Annotated in this window: 17 protein-coding genes; 7 read left to right on the top strand and 10 right to left on the bottom strand. The window is 75.0% G+C overall.

What is annotated here, in order from left to right:
- The 4 genes from ACSNOB_RS16040 to ACSNOB_RS16055 all read right to left on the bottom strand — a co-directional run.
- Positions 1-261 (bottom strand): zf-TFIIB domain-containing protein (locus ACSNOB_RS16040; protein ID WP_436687362.1); only part of this gene is annotated, 261 nt, incomplete at its 3' end.
- Between the two features lie 19 nt (positions 262-280).
- Positions 281-916, bottom strand: coding sequence for a phosphoribosyltransferase (locus ACSNOB_RS16045; RefSeq protein WP_436687363.1), 636 nt, complete (start codon positions 914-916; stop codon positions 281-283).
- Positions 891-2,222, bottom strand: a complete 1,332-nt coding sequence (locus ACSNOB_RS16050; protein WP_436687364.1) for a glycosyltransferase 87 family protein — start codon at positions 2,220-2,222, stop codon at positions 891-893. Before ACSNOB_RS16050 ends, ACSNOB_RS16045 begins: the two co-directional genes overlap by 26 nt.
- 167 nt (positions 2,223-2,389) lie before the next feature.
- On the bottom strand, positions 2,390-4,906 hold the full coding sequence (locus ACSNOB_RS16055; RefSeq protein ID WP_436687365.1) for a putative bifunctional diguanylate cyclase/phosphodiesterase: 2,517 nt from the start codon (positions 4,904-4,906) through the stop codon (positions 2,390-2,392).
- 912 nt (positions 4,907-5,818) lie between these two features.
- On the opposite strand from ACSNOB_RS16055, the gene moaC reads away from it, so the two are divergent.
- From moaC to ACSNOB_RS16075, 4 genes are read left to right on the top strand one after another with little or no spacing between them, the layout of a single operon-like run.
- The gene (gene moaC, locus ACSNOB_RS16060; protein WP_436687366.1) at positions 5,819-6,310 is read left to right on the top strand and encodes a cyclic pyranopterin monophosphate synthase MoaC; all 492 of its coding nucleotides are present in this window, start codon (positions 5,819-5,821) and stop codon (positions 6,308-6,310) included.
- Positions 6,307-6,777: a MogA/MoaB family molybdenum cofactor biosynthesis protein gene (locus ACSNOB_RS16065; RefSeq protein ID WP_436687367.1), complete on the top strand. Its 471-nt coding sequence runs from the start codon at positions 6,307-6,309 to the stop codon at positions 6,775-6,777. Before moaC ends, ACSNOB_RS16065 begins: the two co-directional genes overlap by 4 nt.
- Positions 6,778-6,813: 36 nt before the next feature.
- Complete coding sequence (locus tag ACSNOB_RS16070) at positions 6,814-8,073, top strand: molybdopterin molybdotransferase MoeA (RefSeq protein ID WP_436687368.1); 1,260 nt, start codon at positions 6,814-6,816, stop codon at positions 8,071-8,073.
- The gene (locus ACSNOB_RS16075; RefSeq protein WP_436687369.1) at positions 8,070-8,534 is read left to right on the top strand and encodes a molybdenum cofactor biosynthesis protein MoaE; all 465 of its coding nucleotides are present in this window, start codon (positions 8,070-8,072) and stop codon (positions 8,532-8,534) included. The genes ACSNOB_RS16070 and ACSNOB_RS16075 overlap by 4 nt, the downstream gene beginning before the upstream one ends.
- Before the next feature lie 18 nt (positions 8,535-8,552).
- On the opposite strand, the gene ACSNOB_RS16080 is transcribed toward ACSNOB_RS16075, so the two are convergent.
- Together ACSNOB_RS16080 and ACSNOB_RS16085 are read right to left on the bottom strand one after the other, a co-directional pair.
- On the bottom strand, positions 8,553-9,995 hold the full coding sequence (locus ACSNOB_RS16080) for a glycosyltransferase 87 family protein (protein ID WP_436687370.1): 1,443 nt from the start codon (positions 9,993-9,995) through the stop codon (positions 8,553-8,555).
- Between the two features lie 214 nt (positions 9,996-10,209).
- Positions 10,210-10,755, bottom strand: a complete 546-nt coding sequence (locus tag ACSNOB_RS16085; protein WP_436687371.1) for a DoxX family protein — start codon at positions 10,753-10,755, stop codon at positions 10,210-10,212.
- A 134-nt stretch (positions 10,756-10,889) separates the two neighbouring features.
- Between ACSNOB_RS16085 and ACSNOB_RS16090 the strand changes: the two genes are divergently transcribed.
- Positions 10,890-11,435: a GNAT family N-acetyltransferase gene (locus ACSNOB_RS16090; RefSeq protein ID WP_436687372.1), complete on the top strand. Its 546-nt coding sequence runs from the start codon at positions 10,890-10,892 to the stop codon at positions 11,433-11,435.
- A 118-nt stretch (positions 11,436-11,553) separates the two neighbouring features.
- On the opposite strand, the gene ACSNOB_RS16095 is transcribed toward ACSNOB_RS16090, so the two are convergent.
- The 3 genes from ACSNOB_RS16095 to ACSNOB_RS16105 form a co-directional block, all read right to left on the bottom strand.
- Positions 11,554-12,795: an AAA family ATPase gene (locus ACSNOB_RS16095; RefSeq protein WP_393108385.1), complete on the bottom strand. Its 1,242-nt coding sequence runs from the start codon at positions 12,793-12,795 to the stop codon at positions 11,554-11,556.
- A 186-nt stretch (positions 12,796-12,981) separates the two neighbouring features.
- Positions 12,982-13,407 carry an LppU/SCO3897 family protein gene (locus ACSNOB_RS16100; protein ID WP_436687401.1) on the bottom strand — a complete coding sequence of 142 codons (426 nt, stop codon included), beginning with the start codon at positions 13,405-13,407 and terminating at the stop codon, positions 12,982-12,984.
- 593 nt (positions 13,408-14,000) lie between these two features.
- Positions 14,001-14,468, bottom strand: a complete 468-nt coding sequence (locus tag ACSNOB_RS16105) for an LppU/SCO3897 family protein (RefSeq protein ID WP_436687402.1) — start codon at positions 14,466-14,468, stop codon at positions 14,001-14,003.
- Between the two features lie 419 nt (positions 14,469-14,887).
- Between ACSNOB_RS16105 and ACSNOB_RS16110 the strand changes: the two genes are divergently transcribed.
- Together ACSNOB_RS16110 and ACSNOB_RS16115 are read left to right on the top strand one after the other, a co-directional pair.
- Complete coding sequence (locus ACSNOB_RS16110; RefSeq protein ID WP_436687373.1) at positions 14,888-15,916, top strand: EamA family transporter; 1,029 nt, start codon at positions 14,888-14,890, stop codon at positions 15,914-15,916.
- A 10-nt stretch (positions 15,917-15,926) separates the two neighbouring features.
- Positions 15,927-16,574 carry a prepilin peptidase gene (locus tag ACSNOB_RS16115; protein ID WP_436687374.1) on the top strand — a complete coding sequence of 216 codons (648 nt, stop codon included), beginning with the start codon at positions 15,927-15,929 and terminating at the stop codon, positions 16,572-16,574.
- 61 nt (positions 16,575-16,635) lie between these two features.
- Here ACSNOB_RS16115 and ACSNOB_RS16120 read toward each other — a convergent pair whose 3' ends face one another.
- Positions 16,636-19,830: a UvrD-helicase domain-containing protein gene (locus ACSNOB_RS16120; RefSeq protein WP_436687375.1), complete on the bottom strand. Its 3,195-nt coding sequence runs from the start codon at positions 19,828-19,830 to the stop codon at positions 16,636-16,638.
- Positions 19,831-19,832: the final 2 nt, after the last annotated feature.

The raw sequence follows: 19,832 nt of genomic DNA on the forward strand, positions 1-19,832 counted from the left end.
GGCCGGCGGCGGGGGCGGCGGAGGCGCGTAGCCGCCCTGCTGGTGGCCCGGCTGGCCGGGGTAGCCGCCCTGCTGGTGGGTGGGCTGCGCCGGGGCGCCGCCCTGCTGGCGGTTCCAGTTGGCCTCCGCCTCGAACAGCTTCTCCAGCTCGCCGCGGTCGAGGAAGATTCCCCGGCACTCGCCGCACTGGTCGATGACGACGCCGCTGCGCTCGTACTGGCGCATTTCTCCGTGACACTTGGGACAGGTCAGGCTCATCACCCGACCGTACCCGGTCAGGTCACGCGGTCGCTGTCAGCGCTTCGGTGACTTCTGAGTCGGCGACCTCGTGGAAGTCCTCGTAGTAGGCGCTCACCGCCATGAACTCGGGCGGGTGCTGCGCGCAGATGACCTGGTCGGCCTCGGCGGCCAGCATCTCGTACGCCTCCTGCGAGCCGACCGGGACGGCGACCACCACCCGGCGTGCGCCGAGGTGGCGAGCGACCTGGACGGCGGCGCGGGCGGTGGCCCCGGTGGCCAGGCCGTCGTCGACGATCACGGCGGTGCGCCCGGTCAGGTCCAGCGGCGGGCGTCCGGCGCGGTAGAGCCGCTCCCGCCGTTCCAGCTCGGCCTGCTCGCGGCGGTTGACCTCGTCGATGTCGCCCTGGCTGAGTCGGCTGGCCACGACGTCGTTGAGCACCTGCACGCCGCCGGGGCCGAGTGCGCCGAACGCCACCTCGGGCGCCCACGGCATGCCGAGTTTCCGGACGACCAGCACGTCCAGGGGCGCGCCGAGGCGTTCGGCGACCACCCGGGCCACCGGAACGCCGCCGCGCACCAGCCCGAGCACGATGACGTCCGGTTCGCCGATCAGGGCGGTGAGCCGGTCGGCGAGCATTCGGCCCGCCTCTTCACGGTCGCGGTAGGTGGTGGTCATGCCTCAGGTCTACGCCGTGTCGCTGCCCTTCGCCCGCCAGTTCGGCGAACCCGGGCCGTAGCGCGGCGGCCCAGACCAGGAGGGCGATCGGGTAGAGCAGGTAGCCGAAGCGGGTCGAGGGCATCAGCAGGATCGCGGCGAGCAGCCCGTACCCGCAGACCAGCGCGGCGGCGACGGCGGTGCGGGGCGGGCGGCGGGCGAGCCGGACGGCGATCGCCAACCCGGCCGTCAGCAGCAGGGCGGCGGCGACCGCGCGGCCGGCGGGCAGCGCGGTGGCGATCAGGTGGCCGGGGAACGGCGACTGCGCCGGGCTCGTCACGAGGCCGTGGCCGAGCGGGAAGCGGAGCACGTTCTCGACCAGCGCGTCGCGGTCGACGAGCAGGGCGGGGAGCAGCGCGGCGGCGGGCAGGCCGAGCGCTCCCGCCGCGACCCGCAGGCCAGCCCGCCGGGTCATCCCCCAGACGATCAGCACGAGGGCGACGGGCCACGCGAAGAGCTTCAGCGCCCCGGCCAGGCCGACGGCGATCCCGACCCGGCCCGGTCGCCCGGCGGCGGCGAGGGCCAGCGCGAGCAGGCAGAGCGCGAGGACGGGCAGGTCGTCGCCGCCGGTGGCCAGGGTGAGCGCGCAGACCGGCAGCACGGTGGCGGCCTGTACGCCCCGGAGCACGGCGGACCCGGCGCGGTCGCTCGCCGGCCGGCCGACCCGGGTGAGGCTGCGGACCGCCAGGGCCAGCGCCAGCGCGGTGCCGACCGCGAACCAGACGCGGGCGTCGGTCCACCAGGCGTCGACGGCTGCCCGAGGCAGCCCGAACAGAGCCATCCCCGGCTGGTACGGGGTGTAGCCGAGCAACTGCTCGCCGGGCGGCAGGGCGGCGATCGCGTCGTGCCCCAGGTACGGCGTGCCGGTGTCGACCAACCGCCTGCCGGACTCCTCGACGACCAGCACCTCCTCCTGCGCCCGGTCGCTGCGCCCACCCGCCCGCTCGACGCTCTGCCAGGCCAGCGGCAGCAGGGCGGTGGCGGACCAGGCGAATCCGGTGACCGCCCAGCGGGCCCGCAGGCCGGTCAGCGACGATCCGGGGTCGCGCCGGCGCAGCAGGAGTTGGCCGGCCGCCACGAGGGCGGCGAGGAGGTATCCGACGGCGGCGATGCCGCCCCAGGCCCGGTGCGGGACCAGGGTGGACGTGGCGGCGGTGATCGCGGCGAACGCCGCCGACACGGCGTACAGGCCGAGGTCGAGGGCGAGGCCGCCGGCGGCGGGGTCGAGGGCCCGCCAGCCGCGGCGGGTGGTCGGGGCGGCGGTCACGCGGGCCAGTCTGGCAGACCCGGTCCGCCGCGCCGCCACGCGTCGAGTCCGGGCCGGCGGACGGTCGCGTCGGCCCGCCGCCGTCGGCTGGGTCACCCTCGCCGACCGCGACCGCGACCGGGCCGGGCGCGGCACGGTCGGCCGGTCGCGGTCGGCCCGGCGGGTGGTCAGGCGGGCAGGTGGCGGTCGGTGCGGCCGCGCCCACCCTGCCGGCGGCCCGGGGCGAGCCGGATCACCGCGCCGGTGTCGTGCAGGGGCGGCGCGAGGGCGCCGGGGCTGCCCCCGGAGCCGCGCCGGAACGCCGCGAGGAGCATGCCCGCCGGCATCGGCCGGGCGAAGAGGTGGCCCTGGCCGGCGGTGCAGCCCAGCTCCCAGAGCGCCCGGCGCTGCGGCTCGCTCTCCACCCCTTCGGCCACCACGTCGAGGCCGAGGCTGCGGCCCAGGTCGAGAGTGGAGCGGATGACGGCGGCGGCCTCGGCGGAGCCCTCCATGGCGGTGACGAAGCTGCGGTCGATCTTCAGCTCGTGCACCGGGATCCGGGAGAGCAGGGACAGCGAGGAGTATCCGGTGCCGAAGTCGTCCAGCGCCAGCCGGACCCCCTCGTCCCGCAGCCGGCTGAGCACCCGGTCGACCACGTCGAGCTGGCTGAGCGTCAGCGTCTCGGTCAGCTCCAGCACCAGCCGGTCGGGGGGCAGGTCGTGGGCCCGCAGCCGGGCCAGCACCGAGCCCGGGAAGCGGGCGTCGAGCAGGCTGCGCGGCGACACGTTCACGGCCACCGGCACGTCGAAGCCGGCGTCCCGCCAGGCGCTCGCCGCGATCAGCGCCTGGTCGAGGATCGCCTCGGCGAAGGCCGGGAGCAGCCCGGAGCGTTCCACCGCCTCCAGGAAGCGCAGCGGGTCGATCACCCCGTGGGTGGGGTGGCGCCAGCGGGCCAGGGCCTCCGCGCCGGTGACCAGGCCGGAGCCCAGGTCGACGATGGGCTGGAAGTTGACGGTGAACTCGTGGTCGGCGACGGCGCGCGGCAGTTCCCCGCCGAGGGTCAGCCGGCCCAGGTCGGCGGTGTCCCGGGTCGGGGCGTACGTCGAGGTGCGCTGCCCGGCCCGCTTCGCCTGGTACATCGCCACGTCCGCGCGGCGCAGCAGCTCCGCCATCCCCCCGGTGGCCGGCGCGGCGGCGATCCCGCCGCTCGCCTCGACGCTGATCCGCATGCCGTCCAGGTCGAAGGGCTCGTGCAGCGCGGCGAGCAGGGTCTCCGCGCGGTGCGCGGCCACCGCCGGGGCCGGCAGACCCCGCAGGAGTACGGCGAACTCGTCGCCGCCCAGCCGGGCCACCAGGTCACCCTCCTGGGCGGCGCCGCCCAGCCGCTCGGCGACCTGCACCAGGACCTGGTCCCCGGCGGCGTGCCCGAGGGTGTCGTTGACCTCCTTGAAGTGGTTGAGGTCGATCAGCACCAGCGCGGTCACCCCGTCGGCGTGCCGGGTGTTGAGGTGCTCGGTGCCCTGGTCGAGCAGGTGGCGGCGGTTGGCCAGCCCGGTCAGCGCGTCGTGCGTGGCGGCGTACGCGTGCTCGTCGGCGACCCGGGCCAGCTCGGCGTACGCCTGCGCGTTGCGCACCGCTGTGCACAGGGCCGAGGCGAAGGTGCGCAGCGTGTACTGCTCCCGCTCGGAGAGCTGCACCGGCCCGCGGAAGCGCAGGCGCAGCACGCCCACGTCGGCCGTCCGGTCGTGCCCCTCCAGCGCGACCGGGACCACGGTGCCGTCGACGGTGGTGGGCTCGCCGGCCGGCCCGTCGTACGTGATGGCGCCCGATCCGCCGCGCACGGTCCGGCCGCCGTCGCGCAGTTCGATTTCCACCTCGTCGGCGGAGAACAGCTCGGCGGCCTGGGTGACCGCGGTGGTGAGGACCTCGTCCAGGTCGACGACGTTGAGCGCGTCGGTGGTGCGGGCCAGCCGCTGCCACGCCTGCTGCTCGGCGCGCCCTCGCACCCGGGTCGAATAGGCGAGGTGGAGACTGAGGACGAGGGGCGGAACGGCGAGCAGCAGCCGAGGATCCGCTCTGAGGATGAGCAGCGTGCAGACCGCGACGACGAAACGCACGCCGAAGCCGGCCAGCCGCAGATCCAGGTTGCTCAGGAACTGACGGCTCACCCGGTTGCCCGACGCGAGTGCGATCACCGGAATCGCCAGGAGGTCGTCGAGCAGTGCCGCGACGAGGTAGATCGCCCCGAGGGACGTGATGAGGTCGGGCACGTCCGCCGGCGGCCACCGCCAGTGCAGGGTCAGCGCGATCGCGCCAGCCCCGGCCGCGACCAGGATGTTCTTGCCGACGCTGAACGCGGTCTTGATAGCCGGGAGGCCCATGATGACCGACGCGACACCGATGCCCGCGCCGGTGGAGATCACGACCCATGCCGGCGGTGCGACGGCGAGCCCGATCACGATCGCCGTCTCGGCCCACGTGATGGAATGCGTCGTCGACCTGATGCGCATCGGAGCCTTCACGATCGTCCCGAGGGCCGTTATGAAGGTGAGCGCAACGATGGTGGCCACATCGCCGACGGAGTTGGGTGGGCTGTCGACCAGTGAGCCGAGGGCGACGACGGCGGGTGCCACCGCCAGCGCGACCACCAGGCCGACGAGCGACAGCAGTTGCCGATCTGTCCTGCTCGCGTTTCCTGGCGCCATCCCGGCCATGAGGCTCCTGTCGTCGCCGACAGTTACTTGCTGACGACGGGAGCCTACCGCTCGGTGTCGCCAAAAGTCAGTGCCACTCGCTGCCGCGCATGACGCGCTCCTTTCGCTTCGTCCCCGAACCCGAGGTCGCTCCCTGAGGAATCGGCCTTCAGTGAGGAGGAGCGTAGGAGAAATAGCGAATGGTTAGCAGCAATAAATGTCGGTATGCGCAACATTAGCCAAGCCTGGGGCTTCTTGTCACGGTCTGTCCATCGCTCCTGAGCGGAGCGCATAGGTGTTGTGTCGCTGCGGGAAGAGGGCTTCGTGTACCTGATGATGGCAGCAGGGAAGGAACTTCGCCGTGGCCAGTGTGGAACTGCGAGACCGCCGGCGTCATCCGCGCTTCGGTTGGACGGCAACTGTCAATGGCCCGGTGGACCACGCGTTACGCCCGCGTTACCGCCGTGTGCTGAGGAGCGACGAATCGCGCACTGTGCTGAGCCCGTGTCCACCGACTGTGGGTGATCATTGCATTGCCCACCGGTCCGGAATAGGTCACGGGGGACTGGCGAAATTCGTGTCCCGGGTGGCCCCGCGGGTGTGGCAATCCGAGCGGCGGCAGCACGAACTGGCGCTCGTATTGTCGGCTGACTCGGGCGAAAGGCGCGCCGAATGTGCCGCGTTGAACGATCTCGGCCTGACCATCGCCCGTTCCGTATGACATGGCGAAAGCTGCCGAGGCGCACCGGCGGGCGCTTGAACTCGCGACCCGGATCGATCAGCCGTACGAGCGGGCGCGCGGGTCGCCGTTGAGCAGCGTCCATCGAATTCCTGCCGCCGGTCCCGATTGCGTCCTGCGCGTCCGGCACAACGGGGAGGTTCCGGTACGGGCAGGACCTCCGTACGACGGATAGGCTCGCGGCCGTGACCGATCCCGCGCAGCTCACCCACGTCGACGAGGCGGGCGCGGCCCGCATGGTCGACGTCTCCGCCAAGGCGGTCACCGGCCGCCTGGCCGTCGCCGCCGGACGGCTCCGCACCACGCCCGAGGTGGTCGAGCTGCTACGCCGCGACGGGCTGCCCAAGGGCGACGCGCTGGCGGTCGGCCGGCTCGCCGGCATCATGGGCGCGAAGCGGACGCCGGACCTGATCCCGCTCTGCCACCCCATCGCCCTGCACGGCGTCACGGTCGACCTGACGCTGACCCGCGACACCGTCGAGATCACCGCCACCGCGCGGACGGCGGACCGGACCGGGGTGGAGATGGAGGCGCTGACGGCGGTGGCCGTCGCCGGGCTGGCGCTGGTCGACATGGTCAAGGCGGTCGACCCGGCGGCGAGCGTCGACGCCGTCCGGGTGCTGCGCAAGGAGGGTGGCAAGACCGGCGAGTGGGTCCGCCCGGAGGACCGGCCGTGATCCGGGCGCGGGTGGTGGTGGCGTCCAACCGGGCCGCCGCGGGGATGTACGCCGACACCAGCGGCCCGCTGCTGGTGGCCGGGCTGCGCGAGCTCGGCTGCGAGGTGGACGAGCCGGTGGTGGTGCCGGACGGCGAGCCGGTGGGCGAGGCGCTGCGGGCCGCCCTGGCCGACGGGATCGACGTCGTGCTGACCAGCGGCGGCACCGGGATCAACCCCTCCGACCGTACCCCCGACGTGACCCGCGCGCTGCTCGACTACGAGATCCCGGGCATCGCCGAGGCGATCCGGGCGCACAGCCGGGACAGGGTGCCCGCCGCCGCGCTCTCCCGAGGCATCGCCGGCGTGGCCGGCCGGACGCTGGTGGTCAACCTGCCGGGGTCGACCGGCGGTGCCCGGGACGGCCTGGCCGTGCTCGGGCCGATCCTCGTCCACGCCGTCGACCAGCTCCGCGGCGGCGACCACTGACGGTCCCGTTCGCGCCGCACCCGCTAGGCTCGGCCGGTGAGCACGGAAACCGCACCGGCCGCCGATCCGGTCGCCGCGCCCCCGCCGGCCGGCTGGGACGAGGCCCGGTCCCGCGTGTACGCGGTCGGCCTCGCCGCCGCGCTCCCCGCCGTCAGCCGGCCGCTCGCCGAGATCGACGGTCACACCCTCGCCGAGCCGCTGGCCACGCGTACGGACCTGCCCGCCTTCCCCACCTCCAGCGTCGACGGCTGGGCGGTGCGCGGAGCCGGCCCGTGGCGTCAGGTCGGTCGGGTGCTGGCGGGCAGCACCCCGGCACCGCTGAGCGACGACGGGACGACCGTCGAGATCGCCACCGGCGCGATGGTGCCCGAGGGGGCCACCGCCGTGCTGCGGGTCGAGGAGTCCCGTCGTACGCCCGACGGCCTCGTGGACGGCACCCCACGGCCGGCGCCGGAGTGGCGCGAGCCCGGCGAGGAGGCGTACGCCGGGGAGGAACTGGTCCCCGCCGGCACCCCGGTGGACCCGGCGCTGATCGGCCTGGCCGCCTCCTGCGGTCACGACAGCCTCCGGGTGCGGCGGCAGCCGCGCGCCGCGCTGCTGGTCTTCGGCGACGAACTGCTGACCGCCGGCCCGCCCGCCGCCGGCCGGGTCCGCGACGCGCTCGGGCCGGCGGTGCCGGCCTGGCTGCGCCGGTACGGCTGCGTGGTGCGGCCGTCGGACGTGGTGGGACCGGTGGCGGACACCCTCCCCGCGCACGTGGCGGCCCTGCGCGCGGCGCTGGCCACCGCCGACCTCGTCTGCACCACCGGCGGCACCATGCACGGCCCCGTCGACCACCTGCACCCCACGCTGGAGGCGCTCGGCGCCGACTACGTGGTCAACACGGTCGCGGTGCGCCCCGGCTTCCCGATGCTGCTGGCCCGGCTGGCCGGCGCCGACGGGCGGGTCCGGTTCGTCGCGGGGCTGCCCGGCAACCCGCAGTCCGCCGTCGTCGCCCTCGTCTCGCTGGTCGCCCCGCTGCTGGCCGGCCTCTCGGGCCGCCCGATGCCGGCGCTGCCGCACGCCACGCTCGCCGAGCCGGTGCGCGGCCGGGGCAGCTACACGCACCTGGCGCTGGTCCGGCTGGACCGGGTCGCCGGCACCGCCCACCCGGTCCGGCACGTCGGCTCGGCGATGCTGCGCGGGCTGGCCGGCGCGGACGGGTTCGCCGTCATCCGTCCCGGCACCTCGGGCGAGCCCGGTGACCGGGTGCCGGTCGTGCCGCTGCCGCTGCTGCCCGGGGAGCGTGCGTGGTGAGCGCGCCGACCGCCGACGCGTCAGGCCGACTCGCGGACCCCCGGCCCGCGACGTTCGGCGAGGTCACCGACCGGCCGCTCGACCTGGCCGCGCACGAGGCGGCGGTCGCGGACCGCCGGGCCGGCGCGGTGGTGTCGTTCCAGGGGGTGGTCCGCGACCACGACCACGGCCGCGCGGTGACCAGCCTGGAGTACGAGGGCCACCCGAGCGCCGAGCGGGTGCTGCGCGAGGTGGCGGCCGAGATCGTCGCGGACCCGGACGTGTACGCGGTCGCCGTGTCGCACCGGGTCGGCCCGCTCGCCATCGGCGACGTGGCCCTGGTCGCGGCGGTCAGCACGGCCCACCGGGCCGCCGCGTTCGCGGCCTGCGCGCGGCTGGTCGACGAGGTCAAGGCGCGGCTGCCGATCTGGAAGCGGCAGGTGTTCGCCGACGGCACCGAGGAGTGGGTGAACTGCCCCTGACGGGGCCGGCCCACCCCCTCAGCGACGGACGCCGAGCGCGGCCTGGCGGCCCGTCCGGTCACCGTAGAAGGCCGGCTCGGCGCCGGGACGCCACGGCAGCGCGGCGACGAGCACGATCAGGGCCAGCGCCAGCGAGTTCTCCATCAGGGCGCCGAAGAGGCCGTCCTGGTAGTGCGACACCTCGGGGAGCTGGTGCTCGTACGGCCAGATCGGTGAGATCAGGAAGAGCAGGTAGAGCCCGAGCGCCGCCACGCCGTGCCGGAGCCCGGTCAGCGTCGGGTACCAGATCGGCGGGCGGAGCCCGTTCACGCCCGGCAGCCCGCCGTACGCGCCCTGACCGGCCCGCTGCGCCAGCCCGCGGCTGGCGTCGCGGCGGCGTACCGCTGCGTCGGCCAGCACGATGATCGCCGGGATGACCCAGACCAGGTGGTGCGTCCAGGAGATCGGGCTGATCACGTTGGCGGTGAGGCCGACCAGGGTGAACGCGGTCAGCTCGTCGCCGTCGGCGCGCGCGTTGGCGGCCCGGGACAGGCCGAGCGCCAGCATCAGCACGGCGAACGACAGCCAGAGCAGGCCGGGCGTCTCGATCGAGTCGTAGAGCCGGGCCAGCAGCCCGGCCAGCGACTGGTTGGGGGTCATGTCGGCGGCCCCGACCCGCTCGGTCTGCCAGAGCACGCCGCCGAAGTAGGCCCGGGACTCGGTGCCGACGACGGCGAAGGAGCCGAGGGTCACGGCGATCACCGTGCCCACCGCGGTGGCCGCCGCCCGCCACTGTCGCGTGATCATCAGGTAGGCGATGAACAGGGCCGGGGTCAGCTTGACCGCGGTGGCCAGGCCGATGCCGAGGCCGGCCCACGCGCCGCTGTAGACGAAGCGCAGCAGCGGGCCGTCGGACTCGGCGACGTCGGGGCCTCGGCGGGAGCGCCAACGCAGACCGATCAGGTCGGCCATGATCAGCGCGAAGAGGAGCAGGTTCACCTGGCCGTAGCCGAGGGTCTCCCGGGCCGGCTCGATGGCGACCGCCAGCGGCGTCGCGATCGCCACGGTGAACCAGAGCGGCCAGCCGAGCCGGTCGACGATCGGGCGGAGCAGACCGGCCAGCACGACCGCCAGGGCGGCGATGCTGGCGAGCGCGTTGACCATGCCGGCCAGCTCGACCGGCAGGTGTGCCATGGGCAGCATGACCAGACCGCCGAACGGCGGGTAGGTGAAACCCAGGGTGGTGCCGGGTGCGATGAACTCGTAGAGCTCGTGACCGCTCGCCCACCACACCACCGCGCCGTGGTAGATCTTCATGTCGAAGAAGTTGTACGGCCGCCCGAAAGCGCCGATGGCGAGCCATGCGGCACAGGCGACGGCGGCCACGATGCCGGTCCGTACGACTGTTCTACGATCGATCCCACGCGTTACGCGACGGACTGGGGCGAGGCGGTCCACCCGTCTTCCGACGGTCGCCGGCATGGCGTGGCCACCCCCGTACCAAGGTCGTCCTACCCGTCCAGGTCCTGCACGGAGCCTAGAACGGCGCCTCACGTTAATGCCTCCCGCGTTATGCGACCGTGTCCGATCCCACACAAGTTTTTGACATTTCCGCCCCGTTAACGCCTACCGGGTGGTTCAGGTGATTCGTGGGCGTTGGCGGGTGGGACCGGCGGAGGGGAGGTATCGACGCAGGTCAGCCGGGGAGTCGTCGGGCCGTCGCTGCCGATCGTACGGCGATTCGGGCCTCCCTGCGGGCGGTACGCACGGCTCGCCGCACGGAACGTCGGGAGTGGCCGATCCGGTGACCGGTCCGCCACCGCAGACCCGGCTTCCCGCCGGTGTCCGCCGCGGCGAGCAGCAGCCCGCCGAAGAGGCCGAGGTTCTTCAGGAAGTGGATCTGGTTGTTGTGGCGCGCCATCGGGTCGTCGTTGTTCCAGAAGGGATGCCCGGCGACGGTCACCGGGACGAGCGTGCCGGCGAGGACCAGCGCGGCCGGCCGGGCGAAGCGTCCGGTGGCGAGCATCAGCCCGGCGCCGACCTGCACCGCCGCGTTGAGCCGGATCAGTGTCTCGGTGTCGGTGGGGATGCGCGGGTCGGCCTTCTCCAGCAGCGGCGTCACCCGGTCCGTCACCGGCTTGGCGGCGGGAACCAGCCGCCCCGGGTTCTTGAAGTTGGTGAACCCGCTTACCACGAAGATGCCGCTCAACATGGCGCGGGCGAGGGAGCGCACGGGTTTCATGGATCAGTCATACCCCGTCACCGGCGCGGCTACCCCGGCAACCGCCGATCCGGATCGGTCGACGTGGACGCCGCGCCACGCCGATTCGAGCGACCGTCGCGGATGGACCGGCTACGACGGGTAACGTCCCCCGCGTGACGACGTTGCGGCTGCGACCCGAGGACCCGGCCGACGCCGGCGCGGTCCGTCGGGTGCTGGCCGCCGCTTTCGCCCGGCCCGACGTGGCCACGCCGCCCGAGGTGGGACTCGTCGACGAGTTGCGCGACAGCGACGCCTGGCTGCCGGAGCTGGCGATGGTCGCCGAGTACGGCGGCGAGGTCGTCGGGTACGCCCTGCTGACCCGGGTCCGGGTGAAGTCCGACGACGCCACCGCCCCCGCGCTGGCCCTCGGCCCGGTGGCGGTCGCGCCGCACCGGCAACGGATCGGGCTCGGCACGGCGGTGGTCCAGGCGGCCCTGGACGCGGCCACCGAGCTGGGCGAGCGGTTGGTGGTGGTGCTCGGCGACCCGTCGTACTACCACCGGTTCGGTTTCGGCAGGGCCGACCGGATGGGCCTGACCAGCCCCTGGTCCGGTCTCGGTGACCCCTGGCAGGCGCTGGCGCTCCCGCCGACCGTCAGCGGCGAGGGGCCGCCGCCGCGGGGCGAGGTCCTCTTCCCCCCGCCCTGGTCGAAGGTCTGACGCCCGCACCGGCCGTCCGCCGGCCGGGCCGTCGCGCCGGGCCGTCCGCCGGCCGGGCCGTCGCGCGGGGCCGTCCGCCCGCCGGATCCCGGCGCCGGCGGCGACCCGTCGCGGCCGGTCAGGACGGTTGGGTTCGCAGGTAGCGGCCGAAGTGGGGGACGGTGAAGGCGACCGTGCCGCGCTCGCCCGAGTAGATCAGGCCCTTCTTGATCAGCGCGTCCCGGGCCGGGGAGAGGCTCGCCGGCTTGCGCCCGAGGGCGCGGGCGATCTCCGCCGTCGGCACGGCGGCGTCCATGTCGTCCCGCCCGCCCCCGTCGGCCTCCCCCTCCACCAGGGACAGCGTGGCCATCGCCCGCATGTACTCGCGCTCGGCCGGGGTGGCCCGCTCGAAGCGCGAGCCGAAGAAGCCGACCGCCAGCTCGGCCTCGGCCTCCGGGGCGGCGACCCGCACGTCGGCGGCGGTGATCGGCGAGCGGGGCGCGTGGTCCCAGGTCGCCTTCCCGTACGCCTGCACGAAGTACGGGTAGCCGCCGGACTTCTCGTAGAGCAGGTCGAGCGCCTTCTGCTCGTACTCGACCTCCTCGCGCTCGGCCGGCGCGCAGAGCGCCTGGTCGGCGGCGATCCGGTCGAGCCGGTCGATGCGCTGGTAGCGGAAGAGCCGCTCGGAGTACGACTTGGCCGCGCTGAGCACGGCCGGCAGGTGCGGCAGCCCCGCGCCGACCACGATCAGCGGCGCGCCGAGCTGGGACAGCTCGTGGCAGGCGGCGCAGAGCGCGGAGACGTCCTCCGGGCCGAGGTCCTGCATCTCGTCGATGAAGATCGCGATGCCCGTGCCGACGTCGGCGGCCACGGCGGCGGCGTCGGTGAGCAGCTCGACCAGGTCGATCTCGATGTCGCCGGAGTCGGCGCGGCCGCTGGCGGCGGGCACGTCGATGCCGGGCTGCCACCGGTCGCGCAGCTTCGGGGCGGCCCCGCCGCGACCGGCCGGCGCGGAGCGCTGGGCGAACGCCTTGAGCACGCCGAGGAAGGCGTCGATCCGGTCGGGCGCGCGGTGTCGCGGGGCCAGCTCACGCACCGCCATGTGCAGGGCGGCGGCGACGGGGCGGCGCAGCGACTGGTCGGGCCGGGCCTCGATCTTGCCGCTGCCCCAGAGGTGGTTGATGGCCTGGGACCGGAGGGTGTTGAGCAGCACCGTCTTGCCGACCCCGCGCAGGCCGGTGAGCATCAGGCTGCGTTCCGGCCGGCCCCGGGCGATGCGCTCCAGCACGACGTCGAAGACGTCCAGCTCGCGCCCCCGCCCGGCCAACTCGGGCGGACGCTGACCGGCGCCCGGGGCGTACGGGTTGCGGACCGGATCCACGCATCGCACAGTATCGGGCCGTCTAGCTGCGGGGCTAGACATCCGTAGATGGGGCAATCGGCGTGTCGGGCCGCGCACGGCTGCCACCGCGCCGGGCCCTGCCGCTGGTGCCCGGATCGGGAGATCGGCGTCGAGACAAAACTAGGGCTGTCTAGCGTCCATGCTAGACAGCCCTAGTTTTGGTAATCAGCGCTTCTTCAGGCAGAGCACGTAGTCGAGGAAGTCCAGCGAGTTGTCGTGCACGTAGTTCGCCGTCGCCTTCGGAGCCCGGGTCTTGCACCGGTCGCCGTCCGTCGTGCCGGGAATGCGCAGCAGCACCTCGTACGTGTTCGGGCCGCAGGGCACCTTCCGCAGCTCGGCGTCGGTGGCGGTGCCGTCGTTGACCACGCAGTCGCCCTTGGCGAAGTCGTCGTCGTCATCCTCGGTCGGGCTCGGCTCGGCCGAGGTCGGCGCCGCGCTGGGCTCGGCCGTCGGCTCGCTGCTCGGCGTGGCGGGAGCGCTCGTCGCGGGGGCCGAGATCGGGTCGTCGTCGTCGCCGGACTGCCAGGCCGCCCAGCCGGCGATCCCGAGGCACGGGCAGAGCAGGAGCACCACCACCAGGCCGATGATCAGGGCGATCTTTCCCCCGCCCTTCTTCGCCGGCGGGGCGACCGGCGGCGCCCCGAACCCGCCGGGGGTGGGCGGCGGGGCGCCCCACTGGCCACCGGCCGCCGGAGCGGGCGTCGGTCCGGCCGGCGGGAACGGCCCGGCCGGCGGGTAGCCACCCTGCTCCGCCGACGGCTGACCGCCCGGCGGCGGGTAGCCGGCACCTGAGCTCGGCGGCGGCGGGTAGCCGGCACCGGAGGACGGCGGCGGGGGGTAGCCCGACCCGGAGGACGGCGGCTGCGCCGGCTGGCTCCACATGGGCGTGGTCGGCGGCTCGGCGGCCGGGGCCGGCTGACCCCAGGCGGGGGCGGCGGGTGGTTCCCCGCCGGGCTGCGGCTGCCCCCACTGCGGCGCAGTGGGCGGTTCGCCGCCGGGCTGCGGCTGGCCCCACTGCGGGGCGGCCGGTGGCTCCGCGCCGGCCGGCGGCGGCTGTCCCCACTGGGGCAGCGTCGGGTCGACGGGCGGCGGCCCGCCCGGCGTGCCGGGCGGGCGCTGGTAGGGGTCGTCCGGCTGTCCGGGTGATCCGTAGGTTGTCATCTCTTCCCCAGGGGTGCGGTTGCTCAGCGCTGCTTCAGGCAGAGCACGAAGTCGAGGGTGTCAAGCTCGCTGTCGAAGAAATACCAGTTGGTGTAGCCGTCGACCTTGGCGCACTTGGCCGCGGCGTCCTTCTCGCCGCTGGTCGCTCCGTCGATCCGGCGCAGCACCTCGTACGTCTGCGGGCCGCAGTCGCTGATCAGCAGCTTGGGCTTGCCGCCGGCCGGACCGTCGTTGCGGACGCACTGCCCGGCCTTGACGAAGCGCGGGTCGGCGGAGGATTCGGGGGCCGGGGCGCTGGGCGCCGAGGTCGGCCCGCTCGCCGACGCCTCCGGCACGCCCGTCCCGGCGGCCGGCGCCGACGCGCTCGGGGTGACCAGGGGCGCCTCGTCGTCCTGGCCGAGCAGGTAGAGAACCGCCGCGCCGCCGCCGAGGGCCAGCACCGCGACCGCCACCAGCACCGCGACGACCGGCCCCCGGCCGCGCCGGCGCACCGGCGGCGGGGTGGGCCCGGCGGCGTACGGGAAGGGGGCCGCGCCGGCGTCCTGGTCCCGCCAGGGGGCGTACGGCTGGGCGGCGGGACCGTGGTCGTGGGCGGGGGCCGGCGGTCCCGGATGGTAGGGCCCCTGGTGGTGCGGCCCCGATCCGTGGCCGGGACCGTCCCGGCGGTGGGGGTCCGCGCCGTAGCGGGGCTCCGGCGGCGGGTACGCGGCGTGCGGGTCGTCCCACCCGCCCCGCCCGGCGGACCCGGCAGGGGGGCCGTACGCCTCGTCGGGCTGCCGCCCGCGCCACGGTTCCGGGTCCCCCCGACCCGGTGGTCCGTAGTTCGCCATGCACGTCTCCCGCGTGAGTGGTGAGAGGCCGGCCACCAACGAGGGACACCGACGCCCACGCCACCGTAGCGTGTCCACCGATGAGACCACGCTCACCGAGTGCGCCAGCGCCCGCCGGCCCGCCCACCCGGACCGACCCGGCCACCGGGGCCGGCCGGGCGGCCGCCGCCACGCCGGCGCTGGTCTGGACCGCCCTGCTGCTGGTCTACGTCCTGTGGGGCTCCACCTACCTCGGCATCAAGATCGCCGTGGAGTCGATGCCGCCGCTCGGCTCCGCGGCCCTCCGGTTCGCCGCCGCCGGCCTGGTGCTGTCGGTCGTGCTGCGGCTGCGCCGGGGCCCGGGCGCGCTGCGCGTCGATCGCCGGCAGCTCGGCTCGGCCGCGCTGGTCGGGGTGCTGCTGCTGGCCGGCGGCAACGGGCTGGTGGTGCTCGCCGAGTCCGGCCCGCCGGGCGTCGCGGTGCCCTCCGGGATCGCCGCGCTGCTCGTGGCCACCGTCCCACTGCTGGTGGTGCTGCTGCGTACGGTCACGGGCGACCGGCCCCGGTTCTGGACGCTGGCCGGGGTGACGCTGGGCTTCGTCGGCCTGGTGCTGCTCGTGCTGCCGACCGGCGGGGCGGACGCCGTACCGCTCGCCGGGGCGTTGACCGTGGTCGCGGGCGCCGCGAGCTGGTCGGTCGGCTCGTTCCTCTCCGGCCGGATCCGGATGCCCGCCGACCCGTTCGTCGCCACGGTCTACGAGATGTTCGCCGGGGCGGTGGCGCTCGCCGTTCTCGCCATGGGTCGCGGTGAGCTGGCGGGCTTCGATCCGGGCGAGGTGACCGCGCGGTCGTGGCTGGCGCTCGCGTACCTGATGGTGGCCGGCTCGCTGGTCGCCTTCACCGCGTACGTCTGGCTGCTGCACCACGCCCCGATCTCGCTGGTCTCGACGTACGCCTACGTCAACCCGGCGGTCGCGGTGCTGCTCGGCGCGCTGTTCGTCGCGGAGCCGGTGACCGTGCAGGTGCTGCTCGGCGGTGCGGTCATCGTCGCCGGGGTGGCCCTGGTGGTGAGCACGGAGAGACCCCGACGTCCCGTACCGGGGACCGCGCCGGAGCCGTCCCGCCGGTAGCGTCCGGCCCGTGTCGGGCGGGCTGGTGGCGTACGCGGCGCTGCTCGGCGGCCTCGCCGGCCTCGCCGCGCCCCGGGTCGGCCGCCGCTGGACGGCCCGCCCGGGGTCGATCCGGCCCGGTGCGGCCACCGGGTCCGGCGCGGTCGCCGGCGCGGCGGTGGGGGCGGTCGTGTTCGCCGGGCTCGCGGCGGCCCGCGGCGGCGACCCGGCCCTGCCGGCCTTCCTCGGGCTGGCGGCGTTCGGGTTGGTGCTCGCCGTGGTCGACCTGGCCTGCCTGCGGCTGCCCGATCCGCTGGTGGGCGCCGCCGCGCTGGTCGTCGTCGGCGGCCTGGCCGGCGCGGCGCTGTCGACCGGGGCCCCGGAGCGGTTGCTCGGCGCGGCGGCGGGGGCCGCGCTCTCCTTCGCCGGCTACGTGCTGCTGGCGCTGCTGCCCGGCTCGCGACTGGGCTTCGGCGACGTGAAGCTCGCCGCCGTGCTGGGCCTGCCGCTCGGCTGGTTGGGCTGGTCGCCCCTGGCCCTCGGGCTGCTCCTGCCGCACCTGCTCAACGGCGTGGTGGTGCTCGTCCTGCTGGCCGGCGGCAGGGTGCGTCGGGACACCCCTCTCCCGCTCGGCCCGGCCCTCCTGGCGGGCGCCTGGCTGACCGCCCTCACCGCCTGACCCGACTCCACCTGCCCCGGCCGCGCCGCGGGCGAGGGGAGCGCGGGGTGTCGGGGTCGGGTCAGATGAGGCGGAGCTGGCGGTCCCGGGGACGGCGGGGCTCGGCGTCGCCGAAGCGTTCGAACAGGCCCGGGTCGATGGCGTCGAGGAACGGCGACGGGGCGCACTCGCGTTCGCTGCCGTGCCGGGTGCGGCGGGCGGCGTGGCTGACGTACAGGCGGTCCTGGGCCCGGGTCAGCCCGACGAAGAAGAGCCGCCGCTCCTCGGCGATCGCGTCGTCGTCGGGCGTGCTGCCGGGCCAGCGCAGCGGGAGCAGCCCGTCCTCGGCGCCGACCAGGAAGACCACCGGGAACTCCAGCCCCTTCGCGGCGTGCAGGGTGAGCAGGGTGACCGCCTCGGCGCGCGGGTCGAGGGCGTCCACCTCCGCGCCCGTGGCGAGCTGGGAGAGGAACATCGGCAGGTCGTCGCCGCACCGCCGGGCCAGCGGGGTGAGCAGGTCGACGGCCGACCGGACGTCCTCCGGGCGGACCGTGCCGGCGCCGTCCAGCGTCGGCACGGCGAACCGCTCCGCCAGCACCTGTCCGGCCAGCCGGACCCGGGCGGCCAGCGATCCGTCGAGCCCGTCGGCGTGCCGCAGCTCGCGGGCGATGGCCGCCACCCCGGGCCGGTCCCGCAGCCGGTCGTGCGAGCGCTTCTGCACGGGGATGTTCGCCCGGGCCAGCGCGTCCACGATCGGCGCGGCCTGCGCGTCGGTGCGGTAGAGCACCGCGATGTCGGAGAACGAGAGCGAGGTGGTCCGGCCGTCGATCCGCCCCGAGTCCAGCGACCGGTGGGACAGCCCGCCGACCAGCTCGTCGATGGTGCGTACGACGAAGTCGGCCTCGTCGGCGACGGAGCTGGCGGGGTAGCGGCCGACCAGCGGGGCCTCCGGGTCGAGCCGGGCCGGGTCGAGCCGGCGGCCGCGGACCAGTGACGACGGCGCGATGGCCTGCACGGCGGCGGCCAGGATGGGGGCCGACGAGCGGTAGTTGCGGTTCAGCCGCACCAGCCGGGCGTCGGTGAAGTCCTCCGAGAAGCGCAGGAAGTAGCCGACGTCGGCACCCCGGAAGGAGTAGATGGCCTGGTCCGGGTCGCCGATCGCGCACAGGTTGCCGTCGGCGGGGCTGAGCAGCCGCAGCAGCTCGTACTGCACCGCGTCGACGTCCTGGTACTCGTCGACGAAGATCCACCGCCAGCGCTCCCGGTAGCGCTGCACCAGCTTCTTGTCCGCGCGCAGCAGCCCGACCGGCAGGGTGAGCAGCTCGTCCAGGTCGACCAGGTCCTGCTTGCGCAGCAGCGCCGTGTACCCGGCCTCGTCGGCGCCGGCCTCGGCGCGGGCCTCCGCCCGCTGGGCGTCGTCGGCGATCCGGAAGTCCGCCGGCAGGCCGACGGCGTCGGCGTTCTCCCGGAGGATGGTCAGCCCCAGCGAGTGGAAGGTGCCGACGGTGACGTCCTCGGCGACCGGCCCGAGCAGGCCGTCGAGGCGGTGCCGCAGCTCCTCGGCGGCGCGCCGGGTGAACGTGATCGCCAGGCACTGCTCCGGGAAGACGTTCAGCTCGGCGCAGAGGTAGGCGATCCGGTGGGTCAGGGTCCGGGTCTTGCCGGTGCCGGGCCCCGCGACGATGAGCAGCGGGCCGCCGGGCGCGGACGCGGCCACCCGTTGCATCGCGTCCAGCCGGTCCAGCAGGCCGGTGCCGACCTCCTCCATGCCGGCGAGCATGGGCTCGAACGGCTCGTGCGGCGAGGGCGCCGGCGCGATCGGGGGCGGCGGCGTGGGCGGCGCGGCCTTGCGTTTCGGCTCGGCCTTGGCCGCCGCCGGGCGCTTGGCGCGGGGCTTCGGCGCCGGCTCCGCGGGGGTGCGCTGCGCCGGCACGGGTACGTCGAAGAGGGTCTCCTGGGCCGCACCGGCGTTGCCGCCCAGTTCGGCCGGGTCGAAGAGGGTGATGACGCCGTACTCGCCGTCGTAGCCGGGGACGCGGCGGACGTCGCCCCGGCGCAGCCGGCCGATGCCCTCGGCGAGCAGTTCCCCGCCGACCTTCGAGATCTCGGCGAGCGGGGTGGTGGTGAGGATCTCCAGCTCCGGGCCGAGCGCGGCGAGCAGCTCGTTGAGCTTTCCCTCGACCTTCTTCGAGCGGGCGCCCACCTTGTTGAGCTCGCCGAGGATCTCGGCCAGCGGCACGAGGTGGGTGACGTCCCGGGCGTGCGGGGGCCGATGGCCCGCCGGGCGGTCGGCCAACTCCTCGACCCGGCTCAGCACGCCGACGGTCAGCGGCTTGCCGCACTCCGGGCAGCGGCCACCGGCGGCCCGGGTCCGCTCCGGGGACCAGTTGACCCCGCAGAGCCGGTGCCCGTCCGCGTGGTACTTGCCCTCCTCGGGGAAGAACTCGATGGTCCCCGCCAGCCCGTCGCCGGTACGCAGCGCGTCCCGGATGGCGAAGTAGTCCCGCGCGGTGGCGAAGACGGTGGCCTCCCGGGCCAGGGCCGGCGGCGAGTGCGCGTCCGAGTTGGACACGAGCTGGTAGCGGTCCAGGCTGCCGACCCGCCAGTTCATCTCCGGGTCGGAGGAGAGGCCGGTCTCCACGGCGAAGACGTGGTCGGCCAGGTCGGCGTAGCAGTCGGCGATCGCGTCGAAGCCGGACTTCGAGCCCAGCGCGGAGAACCACGGCGTCCAGATGTGCGCCGGCACCAGGTAGCCGTCGGCGCTGGCCTCCAGGGTGATCTCCAGCAGGTCCCGGGAGTCCAGGCCGAGGATCGGCCGGCCGTCCGAGCCGAGGTTGCCGATCCGCCCGAGCGCGGTGTTGAACCGGGCCACCGCGTCCAGGTCGGGCAGGTAGATGAGGTGGTGCACCTTGCGGGTGCGGTCGTCCCGCTTGTAGATCGTGGAGATCTCCACGCTGAGCATGAACCGGACCGGGTCCGTCTCCGCCTCGCTGGCCAGCCGGGGCGGCAGCCGGCGGGCGATGTCCCGTTCCGCCTCGGGGCTGAGCCGGTGCAGGCCGGGCTCGGCGGGGTGCAGCGTCTCGCGCAGGTGGTCGTACCAGGCGGGGTGGGTGAAGTCGCCGGTGCCGAGCACGCCGATGCCCTTGCGCCGCGCCCACCAGCCCAGGTTGGGCAGGGTGAGGTCGCGGCTGCACGCGCGCGAGTACTTCGAGTGGATGTGCAGATCCGCGACGAACGGCGGGAGGCCACCGGAGGGTGCGGCGCTGAACGGAGGCACGC

The organism is Micromonospora sp. URMC 106 (genome assembly GCF_051386395.1).
Lineage (GTDB): Bacteria > Actinomycetota > Actinomycetes > Mycobacteriales > Micromonosporaceae > Micromonospora.

What these genes read in the sequence shown, in the direction of transcription:
- ACSNOB_RS16080 (WP_436687370.1), bottom strand. Translation starts at nt 9,995, where the DNA reads ATGCCGGCGACCGTCGGAAGACGGGTGGACCGCCTCGCCCCAGTCCGT.
- ACSNOB_RS16055 (WP_436687365.1), bottom strand. Translation starts at nt 4,906, where the DNA reads ATGGCGCCAGGAAACGCGAGCAGGACAGATCGGCAACTGCTGTCGCTC.
- ACSNOB_RS16085 (WP_436687371.1), bottom strand. Translation starts at nt 10,755, where the DNA reads ATGAAACCCGTGCGCTCCCTCGCCCGCGCCATGTTGAGCGGCATCTTC.
- ACSNOB_RS16045 (WP_436687363.1), bottom strand. Translation starts at nt 916, where the DNA reads ATGACCACCACCTACCGCGACCGTGAAGAGGCGGGCCGAATGCTCGCC.
- ACSNOB_RS16110 (WP_436687373.1), top strand. Translation starts at nt 14,888, where the DNA reads ATGAGACCACGCTCACCGAGTGCGCCAGCGCCCGCCGGCCCGCCCACC.